The organism is Streptomyces sp. NPDC079167 (assembly GCF_040686735.1).
Classification (GTDB): Bacteria; Actinomycetota; Actinomycetes; order Streptomycetales; family Streptomycetaceae; genus Streptomyces.
Window position 1 is genome coordinate 42,422 of sequence record NZ_JBFBLO010000005.1, and the last position, 23,741, is coordinate 66,162.

At 71.0% G+C, this 23,741-nt stretch carries 19 protein-coding genes and 3 pseudogenes; 12 read left to right on the forward strand and 10 right to left on the reverse strand.

Translation table 11 applies throughout. From position 1 onward, the window contains the following. Positions 1–186 precede the first annotated feature (186 nt). The gene (locus AB0P41_RS12135) at positions 187–3,195 is read left to right on the forward strand and encodes a family 16 glycoside hydrolase (protein ID WP_365931631.1); all 3,009 of its coding nucleotides are present in this window, start codon (positions 187–189) and stop codon (positions 3,193–3,195) included. A gap of 56 nt (positions 3,196–3,251) precedes the next feature. Here the strand turns inward: AB0P41_RS12135 and AB0P41_RS12140 are convergent, their stop codons facing one another. Continuing rightward, on the reverse strand, positions 3,252–4,040 hold the full coding sequence (locus AB0P41_RS12140; protein WP_365931632.1) for a hypothetical protein: 789 nt from the start codon (positions 4,038–4,040) through the stop codon (positions 3,252–3,254). 107 nt (positions 4,041–4,147) lie between these two features. Between AB0P41_RS12140 and AB0P41_RS12145 the strand changes: the two genes are divergently transcribed. Then, positions 4,148–4,699: a YciI family protein gene (locus AB0P41_RS12145; protein ID WP_365931634.1), complete on the forward strand. Its 552-nt coding sequence runs from the start codon at positions 4,148–4,150 to the stop codon at positions 4,697–4,699. Positions 4,700–4,772: 73 nt separating this feature from the next. Here the strand turns inward: AB0P41_RS12145 and AB0P41_RS12150 are convergent, their stop codons facing one another. From AB0P41_RS12150 to AB0P41_RS12165, 4 genes are all read right to left on the reverse strand, one after another. Continuing rightward, the gene (locus tag AB0P41_RS12150) at positions 4,773–6,596 is read right to left on the reverse strand and encodes a sugar-binding domain-containing protein (protein ID WP_365931636.1); all 1,824 of its coding nucleotides are present in this window, start codon (positions 6,594–6,596) and stop codon (positions 4,773–4,775) included. A 78-nt stretch (positions 6,597–6,674) separates the two neighbouring features. Further along, complete coding sequence (locus AB0P41_RS12155; RefSeq protein WP_356707180.1) at positions 6,675–7,574, reverse strand: carbohydrate ABC transporter permease; 900 nt, start codon at positions 7,572–7,574, stop codon at positions 6,675–6,677. Between the two features lie 3 nt (positions 7,575–7,577). Further along, positions 7,578–8,510: a sugar ABC transporter permease gene (locus AB0P41_RS12160; RefSeq protein ID WP_356707179.1), complete on the reverse strand. Its 933-nt coding sequence runs from the start codon at positions 8,508–8,510 to the stop codon at positions 7,578–7,580. A gap of 22 nt (positions 8,511–8,532) precedes the next feature. Beyond that, on the reverse strand, positions 8,533–9,903 hold the full coding sequence (locus AB0P41_RS12165; protein ID WP_356707178.1) for an extracellular solute-binding protein: 1,371 nt from the start codon (positions 9,901–9,903) through the stop codon (positions 8,533–8,535). 272 nt (positions 9,904–10,175) lie between these two features. On the opposite strand from AB0P41_RS12165, the gene AB0P41_RS12170 reads away from it, so the two are divergent. The 4 genes and pseudogenes from AB0P41_RS12170 (at position 10,176) to AB0P41_RS12185 (ending at position 13,362) form a co-directional block, all read left to right on the forward strand. Beyond that, positions 10,176–11,234: a LacI family DNA-binding transcriptional regulator gene (locus tag AB0P41_RS12170; protein ID WP_365931639.1), complete on the forward strand. Its 1,059-nt coding sequence runs from the start codon at positions 10,176–10,178 to the stop codon at positions 11,232–11,234. 100 nt (positions 11,235–11,334) lie between these two features. Continuing rightward, positions 11,335–11,627 (forward strand): annotated as a pseudogene (locus AB0P41_RS12175) (AraC family transcriptional regulator); the annotation flags it as partial. A gap of 148 nt (positions 11,628–11,775) precedes the next feature. Continuing rightward, the gene (locus tag AB0P41_RS12180) at positions 11,776–12,696 is read left to right on the forward strand and encodes an AEC family transporter (protein WP_356707176.1); all 921 of its coding nucleotides are present in this window, start codon (positions 11,776–11,778) and stop codon (positions 12,694–12,696) included. Between the two features lie 99 nt (positions 12,697–12,795). After that, positions 12,796–13,362: a GNAT family protein gene (locus AB0P41_RS12185; protein ID WP_365931640.1), complete on the forward strand. Its 567-nt coding sequence runs from the start codon at positions 12,796–12,798 to the stop codon at positions 13,360–13,362. Between the two features lie 289 nt (positions 13,363–13,651). On the opposite strand, the gene AB0P41_RS12190 is transcribed toward AB0P41_RS12185, so the two are convergent. Continuing rightward, positions 13,652–14,572, reverse strand: coding sequence for an alpha/beta hydrolase (locus tag AB0P41_RS12190; protein ID WP_365931642.1), 921 nt, complete (start codon positions 14,570–14,572; stop codon positions 13,652–13,654). 90 nt (positions 14,573–14,662) lie between these two features. Here AB0P41_RS12190 and AB0P41_RS12195 point away from each other — a divergent pair, with 90 nt between their 5' ends. Beyond that, the gene (locus AB0P41_RS12195; RefSeq protein WP_365931643.1) at positions 14,663–15,493 is read left to right on the forward strand and encodes a helix-turn-helix transcriptional regulator; all 831 of its coding nucleotides are present in this window, start codon (positions 14,663–14,665) and stop codon (positions 15,491–15,493) included. Between the two features lie 97 nt (positions 15,494–15,590). Beyond that, positions 15,591–15,809, forward strand: coding sequence for an MbtH family protein (locus AB0P41_RS12200; protein WP_365931645.1), 219 nt, complete (start codon positions 15,591–15,593; stop codon positions 15,807–15,809). 101 nt (positions 15,810–15,910) lie between these two features. Here AB0P41_RS12200 and AB0P41_RS12205 read toward each other — a convergent pair whose 3' ends face one another. The 3 genes from AB0P41_RS12205 to AB0P41_RS12215 all read right to left on the reverse strand — a co-directional run bounded on the left by AB0P41_RS12205 (position 15,911) and on the right by AB0P41_RS12215 (position 19,523). Further along, a complete protein-coding gene (locus AB0P41_RS12205) occupies positions 15,911–16,930 on the reverse strand; it encodes a bile acid:sodium symporter family protein (RefSeq protein WP_365931647.1) in 1,020 nt (339 codons plus the stop codon). Positions 16,931–17,022: 92 nt separating this feature from the next. Then, entirely contained in the window at positions 17,023–18,645 is a 1,623-nt protein-coding gene (locus AB0P41_RS12210) for an ATP-binding cassette domain-containing protein (protein ID WP_365931648.1), read from the reverse strand. Positions 18,646–18,884: 239 nt separating this feature from the next. After that, positions 18,885–19,523, reverse strand: a complete 639-nt coding sequence (locus AB0P41_RS12215) for a DUF4232 domain-containing protein (protein WP_365931650.1) — start codon at positions 19,521–19,523, stop codon at positions 18,885–18,887. 229 nt (positions 19,524–19,752) lie between these two features. Here AB0P41_RS12215 and AB0P41_RS12220 point away from each other — a divergent pair, with 229 nt between their 5' ends. Together AB0P41_RS12220 and AB0P41_RS12225 are read left to right on the forward strand one after the other, a co-directional pair. Then, positions 19,753–20,886, forward strand: a complete 1,134-nt coding sequence (locus AB0P41_RS12220) for a PP2C family protein-serine/threonine phosphatase (RefSeq protein ID WP_365931652.1) — start codon at positions 19,753–19,755, stop codon at positions 20,884–20,886. Between the two features lie 117 nt (positions 20,887–21,003). Continuing rightward, positions 21,004–22,641 (forward strand): MFS transporter, encoded by a 1,638-nt coding sequence (locus AB0P41_RS12225; protein WP_365931654.1) that lies wholly within the window; start codon positions 21,004–21,006, stop codon positions 22,639–22,641. A 24-nt stretch (positions 22,642–22,665) separates the two neighbouring features. On the opposite strand, the pseudogene AB0P41_RS12230 reads toward AB0P41_RS12225, so the two are convergent. After that, positions 22,666–22,800, reverse strand: a pseudogene (locus tag AB0P41_RS12230) (DeoR/GlpR transcriptional regulator); the annotation flags it as partial. On the opposite strand from AB0P41_RS12230, the pseudogene AB0P41_RS12235 reads away from it, so the two are divergent. Both AB0P41_RS12235 and AB0P41_RS12240 read left to right on the forward strand, forming a co-directional pair. Next, positions 22,787–23,053 (forward strand): annotated as a pseudogene (locus AB0P41_RS12235) (class II aldolase/adducin family protein); the annotation flags it as partial. The pseudogenes AB0P41_RS12230 and AB0P41_RS12235 sit on opposite strands and share 14 nt — an antisense overlap. Before the next feature lie 89 nt (positions 23,054–23,142). Further along, positions 23,143–23,709 carry a PadR family transcriptional regulator gene (locus tag AB0P41_RS12240; RefSeq protein WP_356707168.1) on the forward strand — a complete coding sequence of 189 codons (567 nt, stop codon included), beginning with the start codon at positions 23,143–23,145 and terminating at the stop codon, positions 23,707–23,709. Positions 23,710–23,741 lie beyond the last annotated feature (32 nt).

Genomic DNA, 23,741 nt, shown 5'->3' on the forward strand with positions numbered 1-23,741 from the left:
GCAGAAAGCATCTGAGGTGGCATCAGCAGCGGCCCCGGAGGCAGCGGCCGGACTTTGAACTCGTAGATGACAAAGTATGGACTTCCCCGGCAGAAGTCCCCTAGCGTGGCGGCGCCACCGTAGGCGTAGTGCTAATGCCCGGATCAGTACAGCCCGACCGGAGTGCCACCCCCTGCTGGAGGACCGATGCATCCACGGCTGTTGTCACGTGCCCGAAGACGGCTCACCACCCTGCTCGTCGGCGCCTTCCTCGCGGGAGGTGTCTGGGCCGGCCACCCGGCCGCCGCCGCGCCCGACGACATCCCGCCCCAGGAACCCGGTGTCACCCTGCGCGTCTTCGACACCCAGGTGCCGCTCAGCAAGCTGTGCACGCTCAAACCGGGCCAGACGCCCAACCACGACAAACTGATGCCCACCGTGGACTGGTCCACGACCGACCACTTCGGCGGCTTCACCGACAACTTCGTGGCGGAGGCGTCCGGCTACCTGGTCGTCCCGGCCGACGGGACGTACTCCTTCCGGCTCAACAGCGACGACGGCTCCCGGCTGACCATCGACGACCGGGAGATCATCGACCACGACGGTCTGCACGGCGCCGAGCCCAAGGACGGAGCCGCCCAGCTCACCGCCGGTTCGCACCCGTTCCGTGTCGACTACTTCGAGCGCGGCGGCGAGCAGCAGCTGACCCTCGCGTGGAAGCCGCCGGGCGCGGACGACTTCGGCGTGATCCCGAGCGAGTCCCTGAGCACCGACGCCGGAGTCGTCCGGGTCACCGCGCCGGGCCGCAAGGAGTGCGAATCGGGTGCGGACAGCCCCGGTGACGGCCTGCCGCTCACCGATGTGCGCCCCGACCTCGACCTCACCGATCTGCGCCCGGACGGCTTCGAACCGCAGGTCACCGGGATGGACTGGCTGCCCGACGGCCGTCTGGCGCTCTCCACCTGGGGCGGCTCCGAGAACGTGACCGGCGAGGTGTACCTCCTCGACAACGTCACCGGTGACACCAGTCGCGACAAGGTGACGGTGAAGAAGGTCGCCGAGGGACTGCGCGAGCCGATGGGCATCAAGTACGTCGACGGTTCCCTGTACGTCTCGCAGAAGCACGAGCTGACGCAACTCGTCGACACCGACAAGGACTTCGTCACCGACGAGTACCGCACGGTCGCCACCTGGCCGTACGGCGGGAACTTCCACGAGTTCGCGTTCGGACTGCTCTACCGTGACGGCTACTTCTACGTGAACCTGTCCGTCGCCATCAACTACGGCGGCGCGACCACCACCCCGCAGCCGGCGAAGGGCCGCGGCACGACGTACAAGATCAGCAAGAAGACGGGGAAGATCCACGCGATCGCCGGCGGTCTGCGGACCCCGAACGGCATCGGCTGGGGCCCCGGCAAGTCCCTCTTCGCCATGGACAACCAGGGCGGCTGGCTGCCCGCGTCGAAGCTCGTCCAGATCAAGCAGGACCGCTTCTTCAACCACTACACCCAGCCGACGGGCACGTTCGACAACAAGCCCGTCACCGCGCCGGTCCTCTGGCTGCCGCAGAACGAGATCGCCAACTCTCCCAGCACCCCGCTGTATCTCACGAAGGGCCGCTTCGCCGGTCAGATGCTGTTCGGCGACGTCACCTACGGCGGGCTGCAGCGCGGCTACCTGGAGAAGGTGAAGGGCCAGTACCAGGGTGCCGTCTTCCGCTACACGCAGGGGCTCGAAGCCGGCGTCAACCGCATCACGATGGGGCCCGACGGCGCCGTATACGCGGGCGGGCTCGGAGCCGACGGCAACTGGGGCCAGGAAGGGAAGCTCAAGTTCGGTCTGCAGAAACTCACACCGAACGGGGGCAACACCTTCGACATCAAGGAGATGCGTGCCGTACCCGGCGGCTTCGACCTGGAGTACACCCAGCCCCTGTCCGAGGCCACCGCGGCGGAGCTGACGTCCCGCTACCAGGCGGAACAGTGGCGCTACACGCCCACATCCGACTACGGCGGCCCGAAGATCGCCGAGGAGGAGCTCGCCGTGAGCTCGGCGACCCTCTCCGAGGACAGCCGCACCGTGCGGCTCCGCCTCGACGGGCTCAAGCCCGACCGCGTCGTACACCTCCGCTCCCCGCGCCCCTTCGCCTCCGAGTCCGGTGAGACCCTGTGGAGCACGGAGGCCTGGTACACGCTCAACGCCATGCCGGGGAAGCAGCCCCCGCCGGCCACGCTGTACGAGGCCGAGGAGGCGCGGCTCACCGGCACGGCAGGCATCCACACCGACCACACCGGCTACTCGGGCAGCGGGTTCGTCGACCGCTACGCCACCGAGGGCCAGGCCGCCACGACCTTCGACGTGACAGCCCCCAAGGTCGGCGACTACGACGTGAACCTGCGCTACTCCAACGGCCCCAACCCCTTCCAGGGCACCAAGTCCCTCTCCCTCTACGTCAACGGGAAGAAGCTGAGACAGACGGAACTCCCCTCCACCGGCACCTGGGACGCCTGGTCGACGCGGACCGAGCGGGTCCGCCTGCACGCGGGGCCGAACACCGTCTCGTACCGCTTCGACCCAGGTGACACCGGTCATGTCAACCTGGACCTGATCACCGTCCGCCCCCACGGAGCCCCCGTCGACCTCTTCGACGGGACGACTGCCTCCCAGGCGCAGTGGCAGCACACGGACGGCAGGACCGTCGAATGGCCCCAGGCCGCCGAGCGGTCCATGGAGGTGTGCTGCGGTGACATCCGCACCAAGGACGCCTACCAGGACTTCAGACTGAGCCTGGAGTTCCGGGTGCCGCTGCTGCCGGACGACGTGACGGGCCAGGACCGGGGCAACAGCGGGATCTACCTCCAGGACCGGTACGAGCTGCAGATCCTCGACTCGTACGGCGACACCACCCCCGCCACGAACGAGGCCGGGGCGATCTACGAGAAGCGGGCGCCCGACGTCAACGCGGCCACCGCCCCGGAGACCTGGCAGAAGTACGACATCACCTTCCGCGCGGCGCGCTTCGACGACAGCGGCCGCAAGACCGTCGACGCGCGCGTCACGGTGGTGTGGAACGGCAAGAAGGTCCACGACGACGTCGCGATCGACGGACCGACCGGTGCGGGTGCGCCGGAGGGCCCCTCGGCCGGGGCGATCCGTCTCCAGGACCACGGGAACAAGGTGCGGTTCCGTGACATCCGCATCGAACCGCTGAGCTAGCGGCTTTCGTCCGGACGGAACAGCGGGGCACCTGCGGACCACGCGGGTGCCCCGTCTCAGTCGGCCGGGGCCTCCGACGCGCCCCAGGCGGTCGCGAGTCCTTCGAGCCACGCCGGCGGGAGTTCCGCGTGCTCCCATTCCGCCCGGAGCGCCACCGGTGAACCGGTGAGGCGTTCGAGTACGGCGATGCTCGTGGGGGAGTGGAGGAGGGAGTAGCGGCCGTGGACGGCGATGTGGCTGCCCGGCCCGTACCGTGCGTACAACCGTTCCAGCCGCTGCCGGTGGGTCCCGGTGAACCGCTCCAGCTGTCCGGCGTACCCGACCCGTCCCACGACGCTCATGGTGCCGAGCACCGCGGTGAGGACCTCGTCCGACACCTCGGGGTCGAGGTCCGAGGTGGTGCTGAACGCGAGGTAGAGCGGCGTCACGGCGACTCTCGCACGCTCCACGTCCACCCTCCCCACGGGGTGGTGGCCCCGCACGGCGCCGTCCGCCGAGCCGGACACAGCCGGACCGATGGCACGCTCGAGGGCGCGCTCGGCGACGCGGGCGAGTTCCTCGCCGACGGCCCGGGCGCCGTCGTGCCAGCCGGTGGCGTACAGCTCCCCGTGCGCGGCCGGGGCCCCCGCTGCCTTGCCGGCCTCGCTGTGCGCGTCCGCGACCGCACCGGCCTCCACGAGCGCGATCAGCTCTTCGGCCTCGCCCCGGAACACACCCGCACGGCCGAGGAGCTCGAAGAGGGTGTTCTTCGCGTTCAGGACGCTGGCGGGGTCCAGCGGGTGCCGGCCCGTCTCGGCGGTGTCGATGGCGTCCCCCTCGTCGTCCGTGGTCCGGTGCTTCACCATAGTTCGAGTGTGCGGTGTGCCGCTGCGGCGTCGCCGCACCGACGACGGTGCCTGCTCCTTGTGGCGCAGCCTCGACCCGGGCACCTCCTGCAGGAGATCATCGGGGCATGGAGTTCCTCTGCTACCACCGCGACCGGCCCGGCTCCTCGGCGCTGCGCGAAGACCTGCTGGAAGAGCACTGGTCGTACATGGACCGGTACGCCAAGGAGATGATCGCCCGGGGCCCGACACTCGCCGACGACGGCGACACACCCACGGGCAGCGTGCACATACTCGACCTGCCCGGTCCCGCCGCTGCCCGTGCGTTCGCCTTCGACGAACCGAACTACCAGGCCGGCGTCTACCGGGACGTGCTGCTGCGACGCTGGCGCAACGCGCTGGGACGCACGATGTGGGACTACCCCGGCGGACCGGACGGCGGCAACCGGTACCTGGTGCTCGGGCTCGGCGCCGGGCAGGCCGTGGACCTCGCCGTGCCGTCCGGCCGGGACGAGCTGATCGCCTACGGGCCGCTGCTGTCCGACGACGGTGACACCTGGCTGGGCACGGCGGCGCTCGTCCGGGCACCGGATCCGGACACGGCACGCGGCGTCCTGACCCCGGAAGGGTACGCGGGCGTCGAGGTGCACAACTGGCAGTTCGGAGGACGGGACTCCTGACCCGGGTCACGGCCGTGGGCCGGCCCCTCCTTCGCCCTCGCGGTGAACCCCTCCGCGAGGGCGAAGGCCGGCGTCAGCGGCCGCCCTGCTCCTCGATGGCGGCGGGGCGTGACTGGGCCTCCCGGATGCGCTCCACATCGAGTTTGGCGGAGCGGTCGAAGCGGTAGACCCCGTTCTCCTCCTGGAAGACGTCGGTCAGCTGCGTGTAGCAGTAGCCGAACATCGCGGGGTCCCGCAGCAGCACGCCGGTGAGGCCGCTGAAGCGCTCGTGGAACTCCTCCTCGTTGCGCACCCGCTCGCCGTAACCCCAGGAGACGGTGCGGTCCTCGCCGGACAGCTCGGCCGCGGCCTCCGGGTTCCACCAGATGCCGCCGAACTCGCTGACGAAGTACGGCTGCCCCCGGTAGGGCTGGGAGTAGGCGGCCCCGTTCTCGTAGGCGTTGACGAACGGCTCACCCTTGGCAAGGCCGGCCATCAGCTGCCGGAAGGTCTCCGGGTCCTGCTCGTAGTTGTGGGCGTCGTAGACATCGGTCTCCGCGACCCGGTGGGCGTAGCCGGACGCGTCGATCACGGGGCGGGTGGTGTCCAGCGCCTTGGTGGCGAGGAACATGGCCCGGGTGACGTCGTCGAGCCCGGTGATGCGGTCGTGCAGCTTCTGGTACGTCTCGTTGAGCGGGCACCAGCCGACGATCGAGGGGTGGGAGTAGTCGCGCTCCACGGCTTCGAGCCACTGGCTGACGTAGGAGGCGTCGGGCTGCTGGTTGTTCCCCGACGAACCGCCCGTCTCGCAGCCCCAGTCGCCGAACTCGCCCCAGACCAGATAGCCGAGGCGGTCCGCGTGGTACAGGAAGCGCTCCTCGAAGACCTTCTGGTGGAGCCGCGCCCCGTTGAAGCCCGCTTCCATCGCGAGCTCGATGTCGCGGACCAGCGCCTCGTCGGTCGGCGCGGTCATCAGCCCGTCCGGATACCAGCCCTGGTCGAGGACGAGCCGCTGGAAGAGCGGGCTTCCGTTGAGAGTGACCGCCTTGCCCCGCACTCCGACGGCGCGCAGCCCGGCGTAACTCTCCACCGAGTCGATCACCTCGCCCCGCTCGTCGATGAGTTCGAGCCGGAGATCGTACAGGTGCGGATCGCCCGGACCCCACTCGCGCCGCCGCTCCTCCGGGACCGGCAGGGGGAGGCGGGGCGCGAGGTCGAGGTCGGCGCGTGCCTCGGCGCGGCACACCTCGCCGTCCCCGTCGCTCAGGACGGCCCGCACCCGGTGGCCCGGCAGGTTGCCGGACAGCGGGAGTTCCAGGTGGAAGGCGGAACCGGCCAGGTCCGGGGTGATGCGTGGCCGCCTCAGGTGCACCTCGTGTACGGGCTCCAGCCAGACGGTCTGCCAGATACCGGTCACGCGCGTGTAGTTGCAGTCGTGGTTGGCGTACTTGACCGCTTGCTTGCCACGGGCCTGCGGGCCCGAGCGTGGGTCGCGGGCGCGGACGGTCACGACCACCTCCTCCCCGGAACCGGCGATGTCACCGAGGTCGGCGGAGAACGGGGTGAAGCCGCCGCGATGACGTGCGACCTCGGTGCCGTTCGCCCAGACGGTCGTGTCGTGGTCGACGGCCCCGAAGTGCAGCAGGACCCGGCGCCCCGCCCACGCGGCCGGCAGCGGGATGACCCGTCGGTACCAGACGGCCTCCAGGAAGTCGGTGTCGCCGATCCCTGACAGCTCGGACTCCGGCGGGAAGGGGACGAGGATCTCCCCGCCCAGTTCACGGGTGAGGAGACCACGTTCGAGACCGCTGTCGCCTCGGTCGGTCTCGAACTGCCAGAGTCCGTTCAGGTTGAGCCAGTCGCGACGGACGAACTGCGGTCGCGGGTACTCCGGGCGGGGTACGGAGTGAGTGGGCACGCATGCTCCAGTGAGTCGTCGGACCGGCGGACGGCCGGCCCCGGGGTGGTACGGAGGAAGGGGAGTGCGGGGTGCGGATCAGGACCCGCCGAGCCCGGTCGTGGCGACCGAGCTGACGATGCGGCGCTGGAAGAGCAGGAACACCACGACCAGCGGCAGCGCCGCCAGCAGGGCCGATGCCATGGCCTGGGCGTACTGGATCCCGAAGGCGTCCTTGACGGTGGCCAGCCCCACCGGGAGCGTCATCAGATCGGGATCGTTGATGACGATGAACGGCCACAGGAAGTTGTTCCACGCGCCGATGAACACGAAGATCGAGACGGCCGCGACGATCGGCCGGGAGAGCGGCAGCACGACCGACCGGAAGACTCGCACCTCGGACGCGCCGTCGAGCCGGGCCGCGTCCTCCAGCTCCCGGGGTATGCCGTCGAAGAACCGCTTCAGGATGAAGACCATCATGGGCGCCACGACCTGGGGCAGGATCATCGCCGCGTAGGTGTCCACCAGGTCGAACATCAGCATCTGCTCGAACAGGGGCACGACGAGCAGCTGCGGTGGGACCATGACGGCCGCGACGGTCACGGCCATCAGTCCACGGCGGCCGCGGAAGGTCCCGCGCGAGAAGCCGTAGGCGGCCAGCGTGGAGATTGCGACGGTGATCAGTGTGACCAGCCCGGCCACCAGGAAGCTGTTCGCCGCCCAGAGGACCACGTTGCCGCGTTCGAGGATCTGCTCGTACGCGGACAGGGTGAAGGCGCCCTTGAAGGGGGACAGCCCCGGCTTGGACACGTCCTGCTCACTCTGGAGAGAGGTGGCCACCGCCCAGAGGAACGGCAGCAGCCAGACGGCCGCCAGCACGGTGAGCGCGGTGCCGGCCAGGACGCGCGGCAGCCGGCCGTGGCCGAGGAGCAGAGGGGATCCGGACGGGTCCCCGGTCGGGCGGCGCCGGGTCCGCACGGTGGTAGCGGTGGTGGACATCGGTCAGTCCTCCTGGCGGAAGAGACGGAGCTGCGCGAGCGAGACGACGATCACGAGCGCGAAGAAGACGTAGGAGACGGCGGAGGCGTAACCCAGCCGGTAACCGGTGAAGCCGACGTCGTAGACGTACTCGAGGATCGGGCGGGTCGAGCCGTTGGGGCCGCCCTTGGTGAGGATGTAGATCTGGTCGAACACCTTCAGCGAGGCGAGGATCTGGAGCATCGAGACCAGGACGGTGGTCCTGCGCAGCTGCGGGAGGGTGACGGACCACAGACGCCGCCATGCGCCGGCGCCGTCGAGGGCGGCGGCCTCGTCGTACGTCGTCGGCAGGGACTGCAGAGCGGCGAGGTAGAGCAGGAAGTTGAAGCCGACCGTCCACCACACGGTGAGGGCGGCCACCGACCACATCGCGACGGCCTCGTCGGACAGCCAGCCGACCGGTTCGAAGCCGAGCGTCCTGAGCAGCTCGTTGCCGAGGCCGATGTCCGGCTGGTAGAGCCACGTCCAGATGAGGGTCACGACGGTCACCGGCAGCAGGTACGGCACGAAGAAGGACAGCCGCCACACCCACTGGCCGGCCAGTCCGCTGTGCACCAGGAGCGCCATGACCAGGGCGACCAGCACCAGGGGGATGCTGGAGAGAGCGGTGAAGAGAACGGTGTTGCCGAGACTGCTCCAGACGTCCGGGTCGCCGAATGCCTCGGCGTAGTTGTCGAACCCGACGAACGAGGTGTCGCGCAGCGCGAGGGAACTGTCGGTGAGACTCATCCAGATGCCCTGGATCACGGGCCACACCAGGAAGAGCACGAAGGGGACCGCGAAGGGCAGGACGAAGAGCAGGCCCGGGCCGCGCCGGCGGGAGCCGCGCCGGGGCGGCGGGGCGAGGGGCGGTTCGCCGGTGGGCGCGGGGGCGGCGACGGGCGTGGTGGTGGTCACGTCGGTAACTCCTTCTGCTCGGTCAGGCCACCGGATTGGGCTGCCGCAGCAGCGTGTTCGCCTCTTGGACCATCTGCCGCACCGCCTTCTCGGCGGAGGTGTTGCCGAGCAGCGCCGACTGGAGGGGCTGGCACATGCGGTTCTGGAAGTTCGATGCCGCCCCGGCGAACCAGTTCGGCGGATCGAGGACCGCCACCTCGCCGGCGTCGGCGTACGAGGACTGCGGCTTCAGCTTCGCGTACTCCGGTTCGGCGAGTACCGGCTGGTACGCCGGGATGTGGCCCGCGCTCGCCCAGGTCAGGCTCTGCTTGAGTATCCGGGCGACGTAGCGGTGCGCTTCCCTGCGGCGGGCCGGGTCCGGGCTGTTCTGGTGCGGCAGGACGAAGCTGTGGGAGTCGGTGTAGACGGCGGGCCGGCCGAACACCTGCGGGAAGGGCGCGGCTCCGAGCGGGATCCCGGACTTCTGGAGCGTCGGCAGCTCCCACTCCCCGAGCATGGCCATGCCTCCGCGGCCGCCGAGGAAGCCGGCCAGCGCGCTGTTGTAGTCCAGGTTGTTGGGGTTGGTCCTGCCGTCGAAGAGCTGCTGCATGAACGACACGACCTGTACCGCCGCGTCGGTGTCGATCTCGGCCGGGCCGCCGTCCGGCAGGGTGAAGGCCGCGCCGGTCTGCGCGTAGAGCGCGGCGAACTGCCGCCAGTTCTGAGCGGTGTCGGTGACATGGCCGAAGAGGATGCCGGATTTCCCCGTGACGTCCGCCAGGGCCTTGCCCGCCTCCAGGAGCGCCTTCGGGGAACCCATGGGGGCGAGCTCGCCCTTCGGGTCGAGGAGGCCGGCCTCACCCGCGGCCTCACGGTCGTAGAAGACGATGAACGGGTGCACGTCCAGGGGGATGGCGTAGACGCGCCCCTGATGCTTCGTACGGGACCAGACCGCCGGTGTGAATTCCTTCTCGGTGACGCCGAACTCGGCCAGCAGGTCGAGGTCGAAGGGGTCCAGCAGTCCGCCGGGTGCGTAGCCCGCCAGCCGGGACAGGTGCAGGACCGCCACGTCGGAGGCGCGTCCTCCCGCGGCCGACATGGCGAGCTTGGTGTAGTACGACGGCCCCCAGTCCAGGATCGTGCGGTCGATCTCGAAGCCCTCGGGACCCTGGGAGACGGCCTTGATCATGTCGTTCATCAGCATGCCGTCACCGCCCTGGAACAGGTCCCAGACGCTGAGCGCCGAGGCATCGGAGGCGGAGGCCGGTGAGGAGCACCCGGCCAGTGGGCCCATGGCGAGCAGCGCGCCCGCCCCGGCTGTTCCGTGACGCAGGAACCGGCGACGGCCGATCCCGGGCGCCGGGCCGGAGCCGGGCACGGCCGGTGCCTCGTGGGCGGAGGACGAAAAACTCATCGCGGACCTTTCGACGGCCGGACGCTCATGCCGGATCGGCGGTGGACCCGCACGTGAGGCGGGGTCCACCGCACACGGCAGGTGGGTGGCCGCACTGGCTGAAACGGTGCGGTCACATGTTTTTACATCGATGTACATTGGCTGTAAAGAGTTCGAGCGGTACGGGTGTCAGGGACCTGCGGGGCGCGCCTCGTACCGTGCCCGACACCTCCGTCGGCCCCCGGAACGCCGGGACATAGAATCGGCAGCGTTCGATGGCAGGGAGGTCGGCCGTGGCACGGCCCAGGATCAAGGACGTCGCACGGCACGCGGGGGTGTCGGAGAAGACGGTCTCCAACGTGATCAACGACTACGTCCACGTCTCCGAGCGGACCCGGCGCGTGGTCCGCGAGTCCATCGAGCACCTCGGCTACCGCGTGAACCTGGCGGGCCGCCACCTGCGGAAGGGGCGCACCGGCATCATCGCCCTCGTGGTTCCGGAGCTGGACGTCCCGTACTTCGCGGAGCTCGCCCGGCACGTGATCCGCGAGGCGGAGCAGCTCTCCCTCACGGTGCTGATCCATCAGAGCGGGGCGGACCGCGAGCACGAGCTGGCCGCACTCGCCGGCTTCGGCTCCGACTTCGTCGACGGGATCATCCTCAGCCCGCTCGCCCTCACCGCCGACGACCTGCGCCAGCGGGCGGGTGTCCCGCCGACCGTGCTGCTCGGAGAACTGCTGGAGGAAGGGGCCGACCACGTCGCCATCGACAACGAGAAGGCCGCGCGCCAGGCCACCGAGCACCTGATCGCCCTCGGGCGCCGGAACATCCTCGCGGTCGGTGGACACGAGGCCCCCGGCCTCGGGACCGCTGAGGCCCGCACGCGTGGCTACCTCGCCGCCCTGGCCGAGGAGGGGCTCGCCCGCCACCCGGACGCGCTGCTGGCGGTGGACGACTTCAGGATGCCCGACGGCGCCCGGGCGGTGACGCGGGCACTCGACGCGGGTCTGCGGCCGGACGGACTGCTCTGCCTCAACGACCAGCTCGCCCTGGGGGCGTTGCGCGCCCTCCACGAACACGGCCTGCGCGTGCCCGAGGACGTGGCGGTGATCGGTTTCGACGATGTGGAGGGAGGCCGCTTCAGCGTCCCGACACTGAGCACCGTGGCGCCCGACAAGGCGGCGGTGGCCAGGGTCGCCGTGCAGCTCCTGCACCACCGCATCGAGGAAGCGGCCGCACTGACCCCGCGGCCGGTCGACCCCGGGGGCCCCGGGATCCAGGCGCCTCAGGACCGTGTGGTGGCCCACCGACTCGTCCTGCGTGAGAGCACGGAGGGCCCTGAGCCCCGCTGACAGCGGCCGGCCACGGCGCCGGCCGAGCAGGAGCGGCGGCGGACGGCTGCTCGGTGGGCGAGGAGTACGCGCCGCGGTGTGACGGCTGTGGCGAACCCGGCTCGGCCGTGCGTACCTGGCCGCCCCGGACGCCGGCGTCACCGACGCCGGCTGGGCCACCGGAACGAACATGAGCGAACGCGCCTTCACCCGGCGCTACCGCCTGGAGACCGGTGAAAGCCCGGCCGCCCGGCGGTCCCGCTCGTCTGCTCGCGGCTGTGCGCACCGTGTCGGTCAGGGAGGTCGGCAGCCGCCTGCACCGCGGCTTTCTCGCGTGCCTTCGGCATGTGGCCGTCCCGCCTCGCGGCCGCGGGGGCCGGGTGCGGAGGCCCGCTCCGGGCGACCGGTCGCTGAGTACTGCGCCACGGTGACCGTAGGCTAAGCCCTGGTCAACGCCTCGGCGGGGGGTTCCCGCGCGGGAACCCGGTGCCTGCGGGTCCCTCCAACCGGCCGTCTCCCCGCCCGCCGGCCGGACGCACACGATCCATCAGCAAGGAAGTCCATGCAGGGAGTTCTCACCGGTTTCGCGGTGATCGCCGTCGTCATCGGCATCGGTTACGTCCTCGGGCGCCGCGGACACCTGGGGGACGAGGGCCGGACGGTCCTGACCAGGCTCGCCTTCAACGTGGCGACCCCGGCCCTGCTCTTCACGACCCTGGCGGGCGCGGACCTGTCGGTCGTCTTCTCCCGACGGCTCCTCGTCACCGCGGCGGGAACGGCCTCCGCGGCCGCCCTCTTCATCACCGTAGGACTCCTCCGCCGCTGGGGCACGGGACGGATCACCATCGGCGCACTGTGCTCCAGCTACGTCAACGCCGGCAACCTCGGCATCCCGATCGCCGTCTATGTGCTGGGAGACGCCTCCCTCGTCGCGCCCGTCCTGCTCTTCCAGCAGATCGTCGTCACACCGCTGGCCCTGACCGTCCTCGACCTCAACCGGCCCGGCGAGCCCCGCCCTCTGTGGCAGCGTCTGACCACACCGCTCCGCAATCCGATGGCCGTCGGCTCGCTCTCGGGCGTCGTCGTGGCCGCCACCGGATGGACCGTCCCGTCGCCGGCCCTCGAACCGCTCACCCTCATCGGCAACATGTCCGTCCCCGCGGTCCTGCTCGCCTTCGGGATCTCCCTGCGCGGCAGCGGCATGCCCGCCCGGGGGGACAGCCGGCCCGCCGTCATCCTGTCCGCCACCCTCAAGACGACCGTCCAGCCGCTCGTCGCCTGGAGCATCGGCGCGGGCGTCTTCCATCTCCAGGGCGCCGCCCTCCTCGACGTCGTCGTGACCTCGGCGCTGCCCGCGGCGCAGAACCTCTACACGTACGCCTCGCAGTACCGGGTCGGCGAACAGATCGCCCGGGAGTCCATCCTGTTGTCCACCGTCGCCTCGATCCCCGTACTGATCACCGTCGCCGCGCTCCTGGGATAGCCGGACCCGCCGGGCCGGCCGCCGCGCGCCGCCGCTAGTGTCCCGTCCGACAGACAGGGCCGTGAGCGCCCTGCGACCGACTCAGGACTGGCGGGCGCGATGAGCGACATGTGGACCGGGGAGAAGGTACGCCTGCGGGGTGTGGAGCCCGATGACTGGAGGGGCTTCCGCGACCTGGCCCGGAACACCCTCGACGCCCGCAACGCCGACTCGGTCGAACCTCCGCGCTCCGCCGAGAGCTTCCGGTCCTGGACCGCCGAGCGTGCCGGCCGCCCGCCGGGAGGCGAAGCCTTCCGCCTGGTCGTCGAGGGGCTGGCGGACCGGGCGTTCGCGGGGTCCGTGACGGTCGGGGAGACCGACAGCCGTGCGGGACGGTTCAGGACCGGCATCGAGATCAGCCGCGACCACCGCCGCAAGGGGTACGCGGCCGAGGCGACAGAACTCGTCCTCACCTACATGTTCGCCGAGCAGCGCTACAACAAGTGCGAGGTGGAGGTCTACGCCTTCAACGACAGCTCACTCGCGCTCTACCGCAGGCTGGGTTTCGTCGAGGAGGGCCGGCTCCGACAGCATGAGTTCTTCGCCGGCGCTCACCACGACGTGGTGCTGCTCGGCATCACCGCCACCGAACACTGGGCCACGCACCGGCGCCCCTCGGTGCGGTGACCTGACCTCCTCGGCCCCGCGGGCCGCACGCTCCGACGCCCGCCAGAGCCCGCGTTGCGGTCCGGGCGGGCGTTGCCCCCCGCCTCAGGAAGGCACGGCCTCCGGGAAGACGGAGCCTGCCCGGATCACCATGTCCTGCCGGCCTGCTCACAACGACGTTGTGCAGCCGCTCATCCGGATCACCGGACTTCCCTCATCGGTTACCTGCGCCCCTCCGGGCTCGTCATACCCCTCGCGTTCACCGACGTCGACGGCCGGATCACCGCCATCACGGCCGTGACCGACCCGGTCAAGCTCGCGTCGATGGATCTGCCGGACCCTGGCCGGCGGTGAGATGGGTGGCGTAGAAGGCGCTGAGCCTTGCCACCGCGGGGGTGACGTGCTCGTCCCTGTCGTAGAGGGAGACGTGGGTGCCTCCGTCGATGACGAACAGTTCCTTGGGCTCCGAGGCCCTGTCGACGGCTTCGCGGCTCATGTACGCCGTATTCGCGTCGGATCCGATGATCATCAACAGGGGGCGCGGCGAGATGAGGCGGACCAACGCGTACGAGTCGTACTGGATGATCCGGTCGAGGCTGCGGACCGGCCAGGGCCGGACCGCGCGCGGGTGGTGACCGCGTGGGGTGCGGTAGTACTCGTAGGTCTCCGCGTCCACGGCCTCGGTGATCCACTCCTGGTGGTGGACGGCCTCGCCGCGGGCCTCCGCGGTGCGGGCGGCCGCGGCGAGTTCGAGCATCGAGCGCAGGGCCGGAGGGCCCTGGCTGCGGCCGAGACCGTCGCGCATCACCGACCCCAGATCAACCGCGCTGACGGTGGCGACGGCTTTGATACGCAGGTCGGTCTGGGCCGCGTAGGGGACGTAGCCGCCGGAGGCGCAGATGCCCAGGGCCCCGATCCGGTCCGGATCGATCTCGTCGCGGGTGGTCAGGAAGCTCACGGCGGACTTGATGTCCTCGGCGCGCTGGAAAGGGTCCTCCAGACCACGCGGCTCGCCCTCGCTCGCGCCCTGGTGGGCGGCGTCGAACACCAGCGCCGCGAAACCCTCGCGGGCCAGGCGCCCGGCGTAGACGCTCGCCGTCTGCTCCTTCACGCCACCGCTCGGATGGCCGACGACCACGGCCGGGAGCCGAGAGGCGGTGGGCGCTTCCGGCCGGAAGAGAATGCCGGAAAGCCTGAGGTTGCCGCTGAGAAAGGTGACGTCCGTCTTCATGATCCCGACCCTGGCAGGTGCCCCACGCGGGGATAAGGGGACAGAACCGGCCCCCTCACGGTTCGGGGTCCCGGTGCGAGACTTGCGCGCATGAGCAGCGAACTGGGTGACTTCCTCAAAGCCCGGCGCAGGGAGCTGAGCCCCGCGACGGCCGGGCTCCCCGACGACGGCCGACGGCGGGTCCCGGGCCTGCGCCGGGAGGAGATCGCCCTGCTGGCATCGATCAGCCCCGACTACTACACCCGCCTTGAGCAGGGGCGCCGCCGGGCCTCCGAGCCGGTGCTGAACTCCCTCGCACGGGCGCTGCGGCTCAGCGAGGACGAGCGCGCCTACCTCTTCGAGCTCTCCGGGAAGGACGGCCGGCGACCGCGCCGACGGCCCGCCCAGCGGGTCCGGCCACAGCTGCAGCGCCTGCTCGACGACCTCACGGACACCCCGGCCCTCGTCCTCGGCCGGTTCACCGACATCCTGGCGTGGAATCCGCAGGCCGCCGCGCTGTTCACCGACTTCTCGCTCCTTCCCCGGGACCGGCGCAACTTCGTACGCCTGGTGTTCTGCGACCCGACGGTACGGGCCCTGTACACCGACTGGGAGTACATGGCGCGGGCCTGCGTGGAGCAGTTGCGGATGGAGGCGGCACGGGACCCGGAGGATCCGCGCCTGACGACGCTGGTAGGCGAACTTTCGGTGCGGGACCCGGACTTCCGGGCATGGTGGGGCGACCACCGCGTGGCCGTGCGAACAGCGGGCACCAAGGCCCTGTGCCACCCGGTCGTGGGCGAACTCGCTCTCGACTGGTCCGCACTGACCGACGCGTCCGACCCGGACCAGCACCTCATCGCGCTGACAGCCGCGCACGGCACGCCCTCCCACGACGGCCTGCGTCTTCTGGGTGCTCTCACAGCCGAACCGTCCGGGTAGCCGGCGTTCGTGACCTGTGGGGCGTCAACCGGGACCGGGCCGGGTAAGGTGACAGAAACTAAGTGAAGGAAGCCTTACCTAAGTTCAAGGAGTTCCGGTGACCAACCCCTTCGAGGACGAGAACGGCACCTACCTGGTGCTCGTCAACGACGAGGGACAGCACTCGCTGTGGCCTGCCTTCGCCGAGGTGCCCGGTGGCTGGACCGTGGCCCACCAGGAGGACACCCGGCAGGCCTGCCTCGACTACGTGGAGCAGAACTGGACGGACCTGCGGCCCAAGAGCCTGATACGGAACATGGCGGCCGATCCTGCGTGAGTTCCTCCGGGCGGTGCCCGGCCGCGTGACGCACGAAGGCGTTCGTCCGGAACCCGGACGAACGCCTTCGCGTGGTGGAACCGCCTGGCCGGAGTGGCGGGTCAGGATTCCTCGGCGGTCGCTGTCATCGGTGCCGCACCGGCGGCCGCCGGTGCCGACTCGTCACGCCGTGACCGGTGGGCCATCCAGGCGGCGACCAGCGCGCCCGAGATGTTGTGCCACACGGAGAACACCGCGGCCGGCAGGGCTGCCAGTGGACTGAAGTGAGCGGTCGCCAGTGAGGCGGCGAGCCCGGAGTTCTGCATGCCGACCTCGAAGGCCATGGCACGGCTCGCGGGCCGCCCGAGTCCGGAGATCTTGCCCGCGCCGTAGCCGAGCGCGAGTCCGAGGCCGTTGTGCAGCACGACGGCGATCAGCACGGTCATGGCGGCCGACTTGATCGTGCCGGCGCTGCCCGCCACGACGGCGCAGACGATCGCGGCGATGGCCAGCGACGACAGCCAGGGCATGAGGCCCAGCACCCGGTCGACCAGCTTCCCCGCGACGAGCCGCACCACCAGGCCGCCGATGACCGGAAGCAGCACCGTCTTGAGGATGTCCGTGATCATCGAACCGGCGTCCACCGGCAGGTACGCGCCCGCGAGCAGCAGTGTGAGCGGGGGTGTGACCAGAGGGGCGACCAGGGTGGAGACGGTGGCGACGGAGACCGACAGCGCCACGTCGCCGCGGGCCAGGAAGGTCACCACGTTCGACGCCGTGCCGCTCGGCGCGCAGCCGACCAGGATCAGTCCGGCCGCCAGCTGCGGCGGCAGCCCGAGCAGATGGGCGATGGCCCAGCCCAGCCCCGGCATGATCACGTAGTGCGCGACCAGGCCGATGGCCACGGCCCACGGGCGCTTCGCCACGCCCCTGAAGTCGAGCGGAGTCATCGTCAGGCCCATGCAGAACATGACGATCCCCAGCAGGTACGGGACCGACTCCGTCCAGCCGTCGAACGTGCCCGGGGTGACGAGACCGGCTACGCCCGCCACGAGCACGAGGACGGGGAACACCGTGACGGCGCGCCTCGCCGCCTTGTCGTCGGAGGCCGGTTGATCAGGGGTTATCTGTTCGGTTTGCACAGGCGCGATGAGACGCCGCAAGCGTGGGCCTCCGCAAGCGCGTCTCGCCATTCGGACGCAATGTCCAGGATGCGTCCCCTCGAAGTATCCGCCTACCAGGGGCGGAGGCGAAGTTCGCGCCCCTGCCAGCGCCTGCGCAGCCAGCGGTCGTGACCGGCCAGGACGATCGCTCCCGGGCCCGCCCCCATCGCGGCCTCGAGCTCGTCACAGAGCCGGGGGGAGAGGTGGTTCGTGGGTTCGTCGAGCAGCAGCAGCTCGGGCGGATGCGCCACCAGGAGGGCCAGCGCGAGCCTGCGGCGCTGGCCGACGGAGAGGCGCCCGACCTGCTTGCCCAGGTCCGCCTCGCTCATCAGCCCCAGTGAACTCAGCGGTACGGCCTCCGCGCGCTCGCTCCCGAGGGCGTGCGCGTAGGTGTCGCGGACGGTGCGGTCCGCGCGTTCGAACACGGTGTCCTGGGCCAGCATCCCCACCGAGACGCCGGCCTTGCGCCGTACGTCGCCGTCCGCCGTGAGACGGCCGGCGAGCACGGCCAGGAGCGTCGACTTGCCCGCCCCGTTGTCACCCGTCACGAGCAGCCGATCGGTCGCCGACACGTCGAGGCGGTCGACGGCGAGGCGGCCTCGCACCCGCACGTCCCGGAGGGAGACGAGGAGCCCGTCCGCCGAAGGCCCGGCGAGGGCGGTACGCCGGAACCGCAGCGGCTGCGGCGGCTCGGCGATCCGGTGCCGTTCGAGGTCGTCCAGCCTGCGGGCGGCGTTGCGCGCCCGTCGCGAGATCTGGCTCTGCACCCGGTTGGCCCGGACGCCGTAACCCATCTTCTCGCTGTCGCGCGGTCCGCGGTCCGGGGCCACGCGATGCGTGGTCGTGCCCATCGACCGGTGCAGTGCCTCCAGCTCCTCCTGCTCCTCCGCGTAACGCCGTTCCCAGCGCTCCCGTTCGGCCCGCTTCTCGGCCTGGTAGGCGGTGTAGTTGCCGCCGTACCGAACCGGCCCCTCCATGGCGGGGTCGAGGTCGACCAGGTCCGTGCACACGGCGTCGAGGAAGGCCCGGTCGTGGCTCGCCACGACGACTGCGCCCGGCAGGCCGCGGACCTGCTCCTCCAGGAACTCGGCGGCACCGTCGTCGAGGTGGTTGGTCGGCTCGTCCAGCAACAGCGCCGAAGGCCTCCGGACGAGCAGGGAGGCCAGGGCCAGACGCCCGCGCTGTCCACCGGACAGGGAGCCGAGTGTCCTGTCGCGCCGGATCCCGCCGAGGCCCAGTCCTTCCAGCACCATCGTGGCGCGCCGGTCGGCGTCCCATGCCTCCTGCTCCTGGGCGCGCTCCAGCCGCCGGCCGTAGGCATCGAGCAGTGCGGCATAACCGGGGGAGCCTTCGTCGGCGCGGGCGAGTTCTCCGGAGAGGCGTTCGACCTCGGCGAGATCGTCGCGAACCCCGCTCAGCGCCTCGTCCAGAACGTCGGCGATCGTGGCGGCGGCGGCGAACGGCATCTCCTGGTGCAGGAAGCCCAGATCGGCCGGGCGGGTGATGCTTCCCGCGTCGGGTTCGTCGGCCCCGGCGAGCAGACGGAGCAGCGTCGACTTGCCGACGCCGTTCTCGCCGATCAGCCCGATGCGGTGGCCGGGGGGCGCCGTGAGGGAGAAGCCGTCGACCACGCGCCCGTGGCCGAAGGAACGGACGATGTCGCGTGCGAGCAGGGCTGCGGAGGTGTCGGACACGGGGGATGACCTCATGAGGCATGCGGGCGGACTGGCTTCCGCCCAGGGCGGGCAGGGGGAACGGGTACGACGAAGTGCCTCGCGGCGGCGCTGTCGCGCACCTGCCCACGGGCGATCACATCCGGGTGTCACCCGGAGATGTCGTCGTCTCCCACCATGTCCGGTCTCCTCACCGAGAGAGCGATGTCCACGACGAGCCTAGCAGCCGGCCGGCCGCCGATCCTGAGGCGCCGTCATGCCTACTTGCCCGAGCCGACCGGGTTCACCGTGATACGGGGCGTGGAGCCCGAGCCCACGGGGATGTTCACGGAGAGGGGCATGCTGTGCGAGTGCGTCTCGTCCGGCGGCGTCACGATCGCCGAGGTGAAAGTGACCCCCGAGCCGCCTGTGGTGTTCGGCGGGAAGTGGAGGGAGAAGTTGGTGCGCTCCCCGGGGGCCAGCGTGACCGTCGGTACCGACCGGCCGCTGGTGCGCACGGCGCTCACCGTGCCGTCCTCGCCCTTGAGGTCCAGGCCCGGGAATCCGTGCATCGAGCAGGACGCGGAGCCGGTGTTCTCCAGGTTGATCAGCACCTCGCCCTCCGCCATACCGCCGGAACTGCTGAAGGAGAGGTCCGCGGTCCGGCACATGTCTCCGGCCGAGGATGCCGACGGGGCGCCTGAGCCCGGGGCCGAGGCGGATGCCGAGGCCTGGCCGTCCCCTCCGGGTGAACCCTCCGTGGCGCCGGCACCGCTCGGGCTGACGGGCCCGGCGGACGTTTCCGCCGGCGCGGACGCCGCCGCGCCCGCGTCGCTGTCGTCCTCACCGTCGCACGCGGTGAGGGAGAGGGCGGCCGCCACTGCGGCGGCGATGACGGCGGACATCTTCCGAAGGCGCATGAGTTCCCCTGTGATGAGGCACCGGCTGCTCCGCAGGAGCACTTACGTGGGCGATGCACGCGACCGTCCCGCGAACGGGTGCGTGCCGGACCGAAGATCATCACGTCGGGAAGAACACCGGCCCGCCCCGCGACCACAAGAGGCTCATGCCCGTCAGAAGCCCCGCCATGTACGCCGGGCCGCTGCCGCAGAGGATGCGGCGGGCCGTGCTTGCGGGCAGCGTGGGGGAGTGCCGCAGCTGCTGAGAACCCAGTGGATCCCCGTAGGCCTCATCGTGCTGGCCGTGGTGGTCGACCTGGTCACCCCGCACGACGTGACGTCCGCGCCGCTGCTCATGGCGGCCCCCGTCGCGGCCGCGCCGCTCTGCGGCATCCGCGCGATCATCGGCGTCGGACTCACGGCGATGGTCGTCCACGCGCTCCTCGCACGGCTCGACGGAACCTTCGGCTGGCGCGCCGGCATCGCCAACCAGATCACGTTGGCGGCCGTCACCGCGCTCGCCGTCCTGATCCACCGCGCGCTCCGCAGACAGGACGCCCGCGCCCGGCGCGCCCAGCACGTCGCGGCCGTCGCCCAGCGGGCCGTGCTGCCCAGGCCCCCGTCGCGCCTGGGGGACCTGCACATCGACGCGCGGTACGTGCCCGCCGAGAGCGAGGCTCTCATCGGTGGTGACCTGTACGTGGTGCAGAGCACCCCGTACGGGATCCGGGTCATGGTCGGGGACGTACGGGGCAAAGGGCTCGGGGCGGTCAGCGCCGTCAGCGCCGACCTCGGCGCCTTCCGGTACGCGGCGGACGAGGCCGAGGACCTCCCTCAGCTCGTGGCCCGGCTGGAGCGGGCCCTCCTGCGCGAGGGCGGCCGGCGCGGCGGCCAGCAGCAGTCGGAGGGCTTCACGACGGCGCTCATCGCCGAGTTCTCCGAGGACCTGGAGACCGTACGCCTGGTCAACCGGGGCCATCCGCCCCCGGTGATTCTGGACGCGCGGGGCCGCACCACCCTCCTCGAAGCTTCCGAGGAGGCGCCCCCGCTGGGGATGAGCGATCTGGGGGCGTGGTCCTCCCCGGTCGACAGCTTCCCCTTCCCCGCCGGCTCCACCCTTCTCTGCTTCACCGACGGCGTCACCGAGTCCCGCGATGCCGCCGGACGCTTCTACGACCCGGTCGCACGCCTGCCGCTCGTCCTCGGCGGACGGGCGCGCTCCGGCGGGCGCCTCACTCCTGGGCAGATCCTGGACACCCTGATCCAGGACGTCCGGCGTCATGTCGGCGGCCGGCCGCAGGACGATCAGGCCATGCTGGCCCTGCACCGCTCACGCGCCGGGGACGGACCCGCTCCGCGTGCCGGGGCCGGCCCTCCGGGCTGACGGCCGGTCCGGCCGCGAAAGAGCGGAGGAGGCGTAGGAGCTGAGAGACCGCCATCCGCCGTACGACGACGGAATCCTGGATGTGCGAGCTCTTCCCGTCCGGTTCACACTCGGATCATGCGCACCGACACCCCCGGATCAGGCGTGGCCGGCCCCCCTGCCGGAGGGGGAGCGGCGAACCAGCCGCTGGCCCTCGCGGCGATGCTCTTCGCCGTGTCGATGACGTTCATCGACCAGACGATCGTGGCCGTCGCCGCTCCGAGCATCATCGACGAACTCGGCCTCTCGTCCTCCGGGATGCAGTGGGTCGTCAACGCGTACCTGCTCGCGCTCGCCGCGTTCTTCGCGCTCGGCGGACGGCTGTCCGACATCATCGGCCACCGCCGGGTGATGCTGATCGGTACCCTCCTGTTCGTCGTCTCCTCCGTGCTCTGCGGGTGCGTTCCGACGGGTGGTTTCGCGCAGACCTGGCTGATCATCTTCCGCGCCACCCAGGGGCTCGGCGCGGCACTCATGTTCCCCGCCGCGCTCGCCGTGGTCATCGCGGTCTTCCCCGTGGAGAAGCGCGGCCGCGCGCTCGCGCTGTTCTTCGGTCTGTCGGGTGCGCTCACCGCGGTCGGGCCGCTGCTCGGCGGCTGGCTGACGGCATGGACCTGGCGGGCGATCTTCTGGGTGAACGTGCCGATCGCCGTCATCGCCCTGGTCCTGGCCGTCATGGCCCACATTCCGGAGACCCGCCGGCGCGAGAAGCTGGACGTGCCCGGTGCCGTCCTGGTCGCCGTGGGCATGGGGCTGAGTGTGCTCGGGTTCCAGCAGGCGTCCGCGTGGGGCTGGAGCAGCGTCGCCACCTGGGCGTGCGTCGTGGGCGGGCTCGTCGTCCTCGCGGTGTTCTGCCGCTACGAACTAGGGGTGGCGCAACCGCTCATCAACCTGCGTGTCTTCCGCGACCGGGCGTTCACCGTCGACATGCTCGTCCTCTTCTTCGCGATGCTGGCCTTCGTCCCGGTCTTCTTCTTCGCCTCCGTCTACGCACAGGTCTCGCTGAGTGCCTCGCCGAACCAGGCCGCCCTGTACCTGCTCTACTTCTTCATCGGCTTCGGGATCGCGTCCCAGTGGGGCGGCCGCATCCTGGACCGGCACGGAGCCCGTCCGGCGATGAAGATCGGGACGGCGCTCGGCGCCGTCGGGTTCGCCCTGTGGGCGAACAAACTGACGGACCTGTCGATGCACGACCAGTGGCCGTACGCCGCGCTCGCCGGAGCGGGCATCGGCTTCCTTCTCGCTCCCGCGTCCACCGACGCGGTCAACCGGTCGATCGGAGCCTCGTACGGCGAGGTCACCGGCGTCACCCAGACCGTGCGCAACTACGCGGCGAGCATCGGGATCGCCGTCTTCGGGACGGTCCTCACCCACGTCACCACCGACAGGGTCGTGGAGACCCTGACGTCCGGGGGAGTGCCGGCAGGTGCGGCGAACGACGCCGCCCGATCGGTCGCGGAGGCCGTCACCGGAAACCCGGACGCTCAGGAGCCGTCCGGCGGAGGCCGTGTCGCCACCCTCATGAGGGACTCGATGGACGCGGTCAGACTGGACTTCGCGGAGGCGAACCAGTGGGTGTTCTACGGGATGGCCATCGCGCTCGGTATCGGGTACCTGTGCGCACTCCGGCACCCCGGGACACGGGTGACCGGGGACTCAGCGACGGAGCCTTCCGCACAGCCGGGGCGGGGCGGACGGAGAGCCGACGGCCTCTGAACCCCTTCCCTCCGGGAGGGAGGCTCAGAGGGCCGCCGGCCGCAGGTCCGCGCCGCCGGCCCGCAGCCCTTCGGCGGCGGCCTCGGCCGGCGAGTCGTCGGTGACGATGGTGTCGAACGCGCTGAGCGGTGCCACCCGGAACTTGCCGAACGTCCCGTACGCCCCGCCCGGCGACGCGGACCGGGCCGAGGGGCCGGCCCGACTGCCCTTCCCGTTCCGCGCGGCGCTCCTCCAGAACCACGGACCCGTACTCGCCGGACCCTCGATGGCCCGCGCCGTCGACGCGGCGGTGGAACTGGAGGAGGTGTCCGCCCTGCTCCTCGCCCTGGGAGACCGGTCCCCGCGGCTGCTGACGCCCAAAGAGGCGGGCGGGCTCGGCGACAAGTACGGCCCGCCGTGGGCCGAGCACTGAGGTCGTCCACGCGGCGGCGGGCGGGTGAGGAGCGTCTCACCTGCCCGCCGCCGCTTGCTATGCAACCAGTTGCATAGAACGATCGGGGCATGGCGCTCGAACACGCGATCCTCGTCTCCCTGCTGGAACAGCCGGGCTCGGGCTATGAGCTCGCCCGGCGGTTCGAGCGGTCCATTGGATACTTCTGGACCGCCACACACCAGCAGATCTACCGCGTCCTCAAGCGCATGGAGAGCGACGGCCTGCTCGACGTCCGCGACGTCCCGCAGGAACGCCGGCCGGACAAGAAGGAGTACTCCGTCGCCGACCCCGGCCGCGCCGCACTCTCCGGCTGGCTGCACGAACCGATCGAACCCGAGAGCCTCCGCCACGACCTCGCCGTGAAGATCCGTGGTGCGGCCTTCGACGACCCGGCCGCGCTGCTCCACGAGGTCGAGCGGCACCACCGGGTGCACGGCGACCGGCTCGCGCACTACCTCGCCGGGGAACTGCGTGACTTCACCGGCCCCGGCGCCCCCGCACCACTGGACGCGGGGCAGGAGCTGCAGCACGTCGTGCTGCGCGGCGGCATCGCCTACGAGCGCATGACGGTCGCCTGGCTCGACGACGTGATCGCCACTCTCCACCGGCTCGCCGCGGACCACCCGCGCAGCTGAAACCGTCCCGCATCCTCCGCCCACCACCTCCC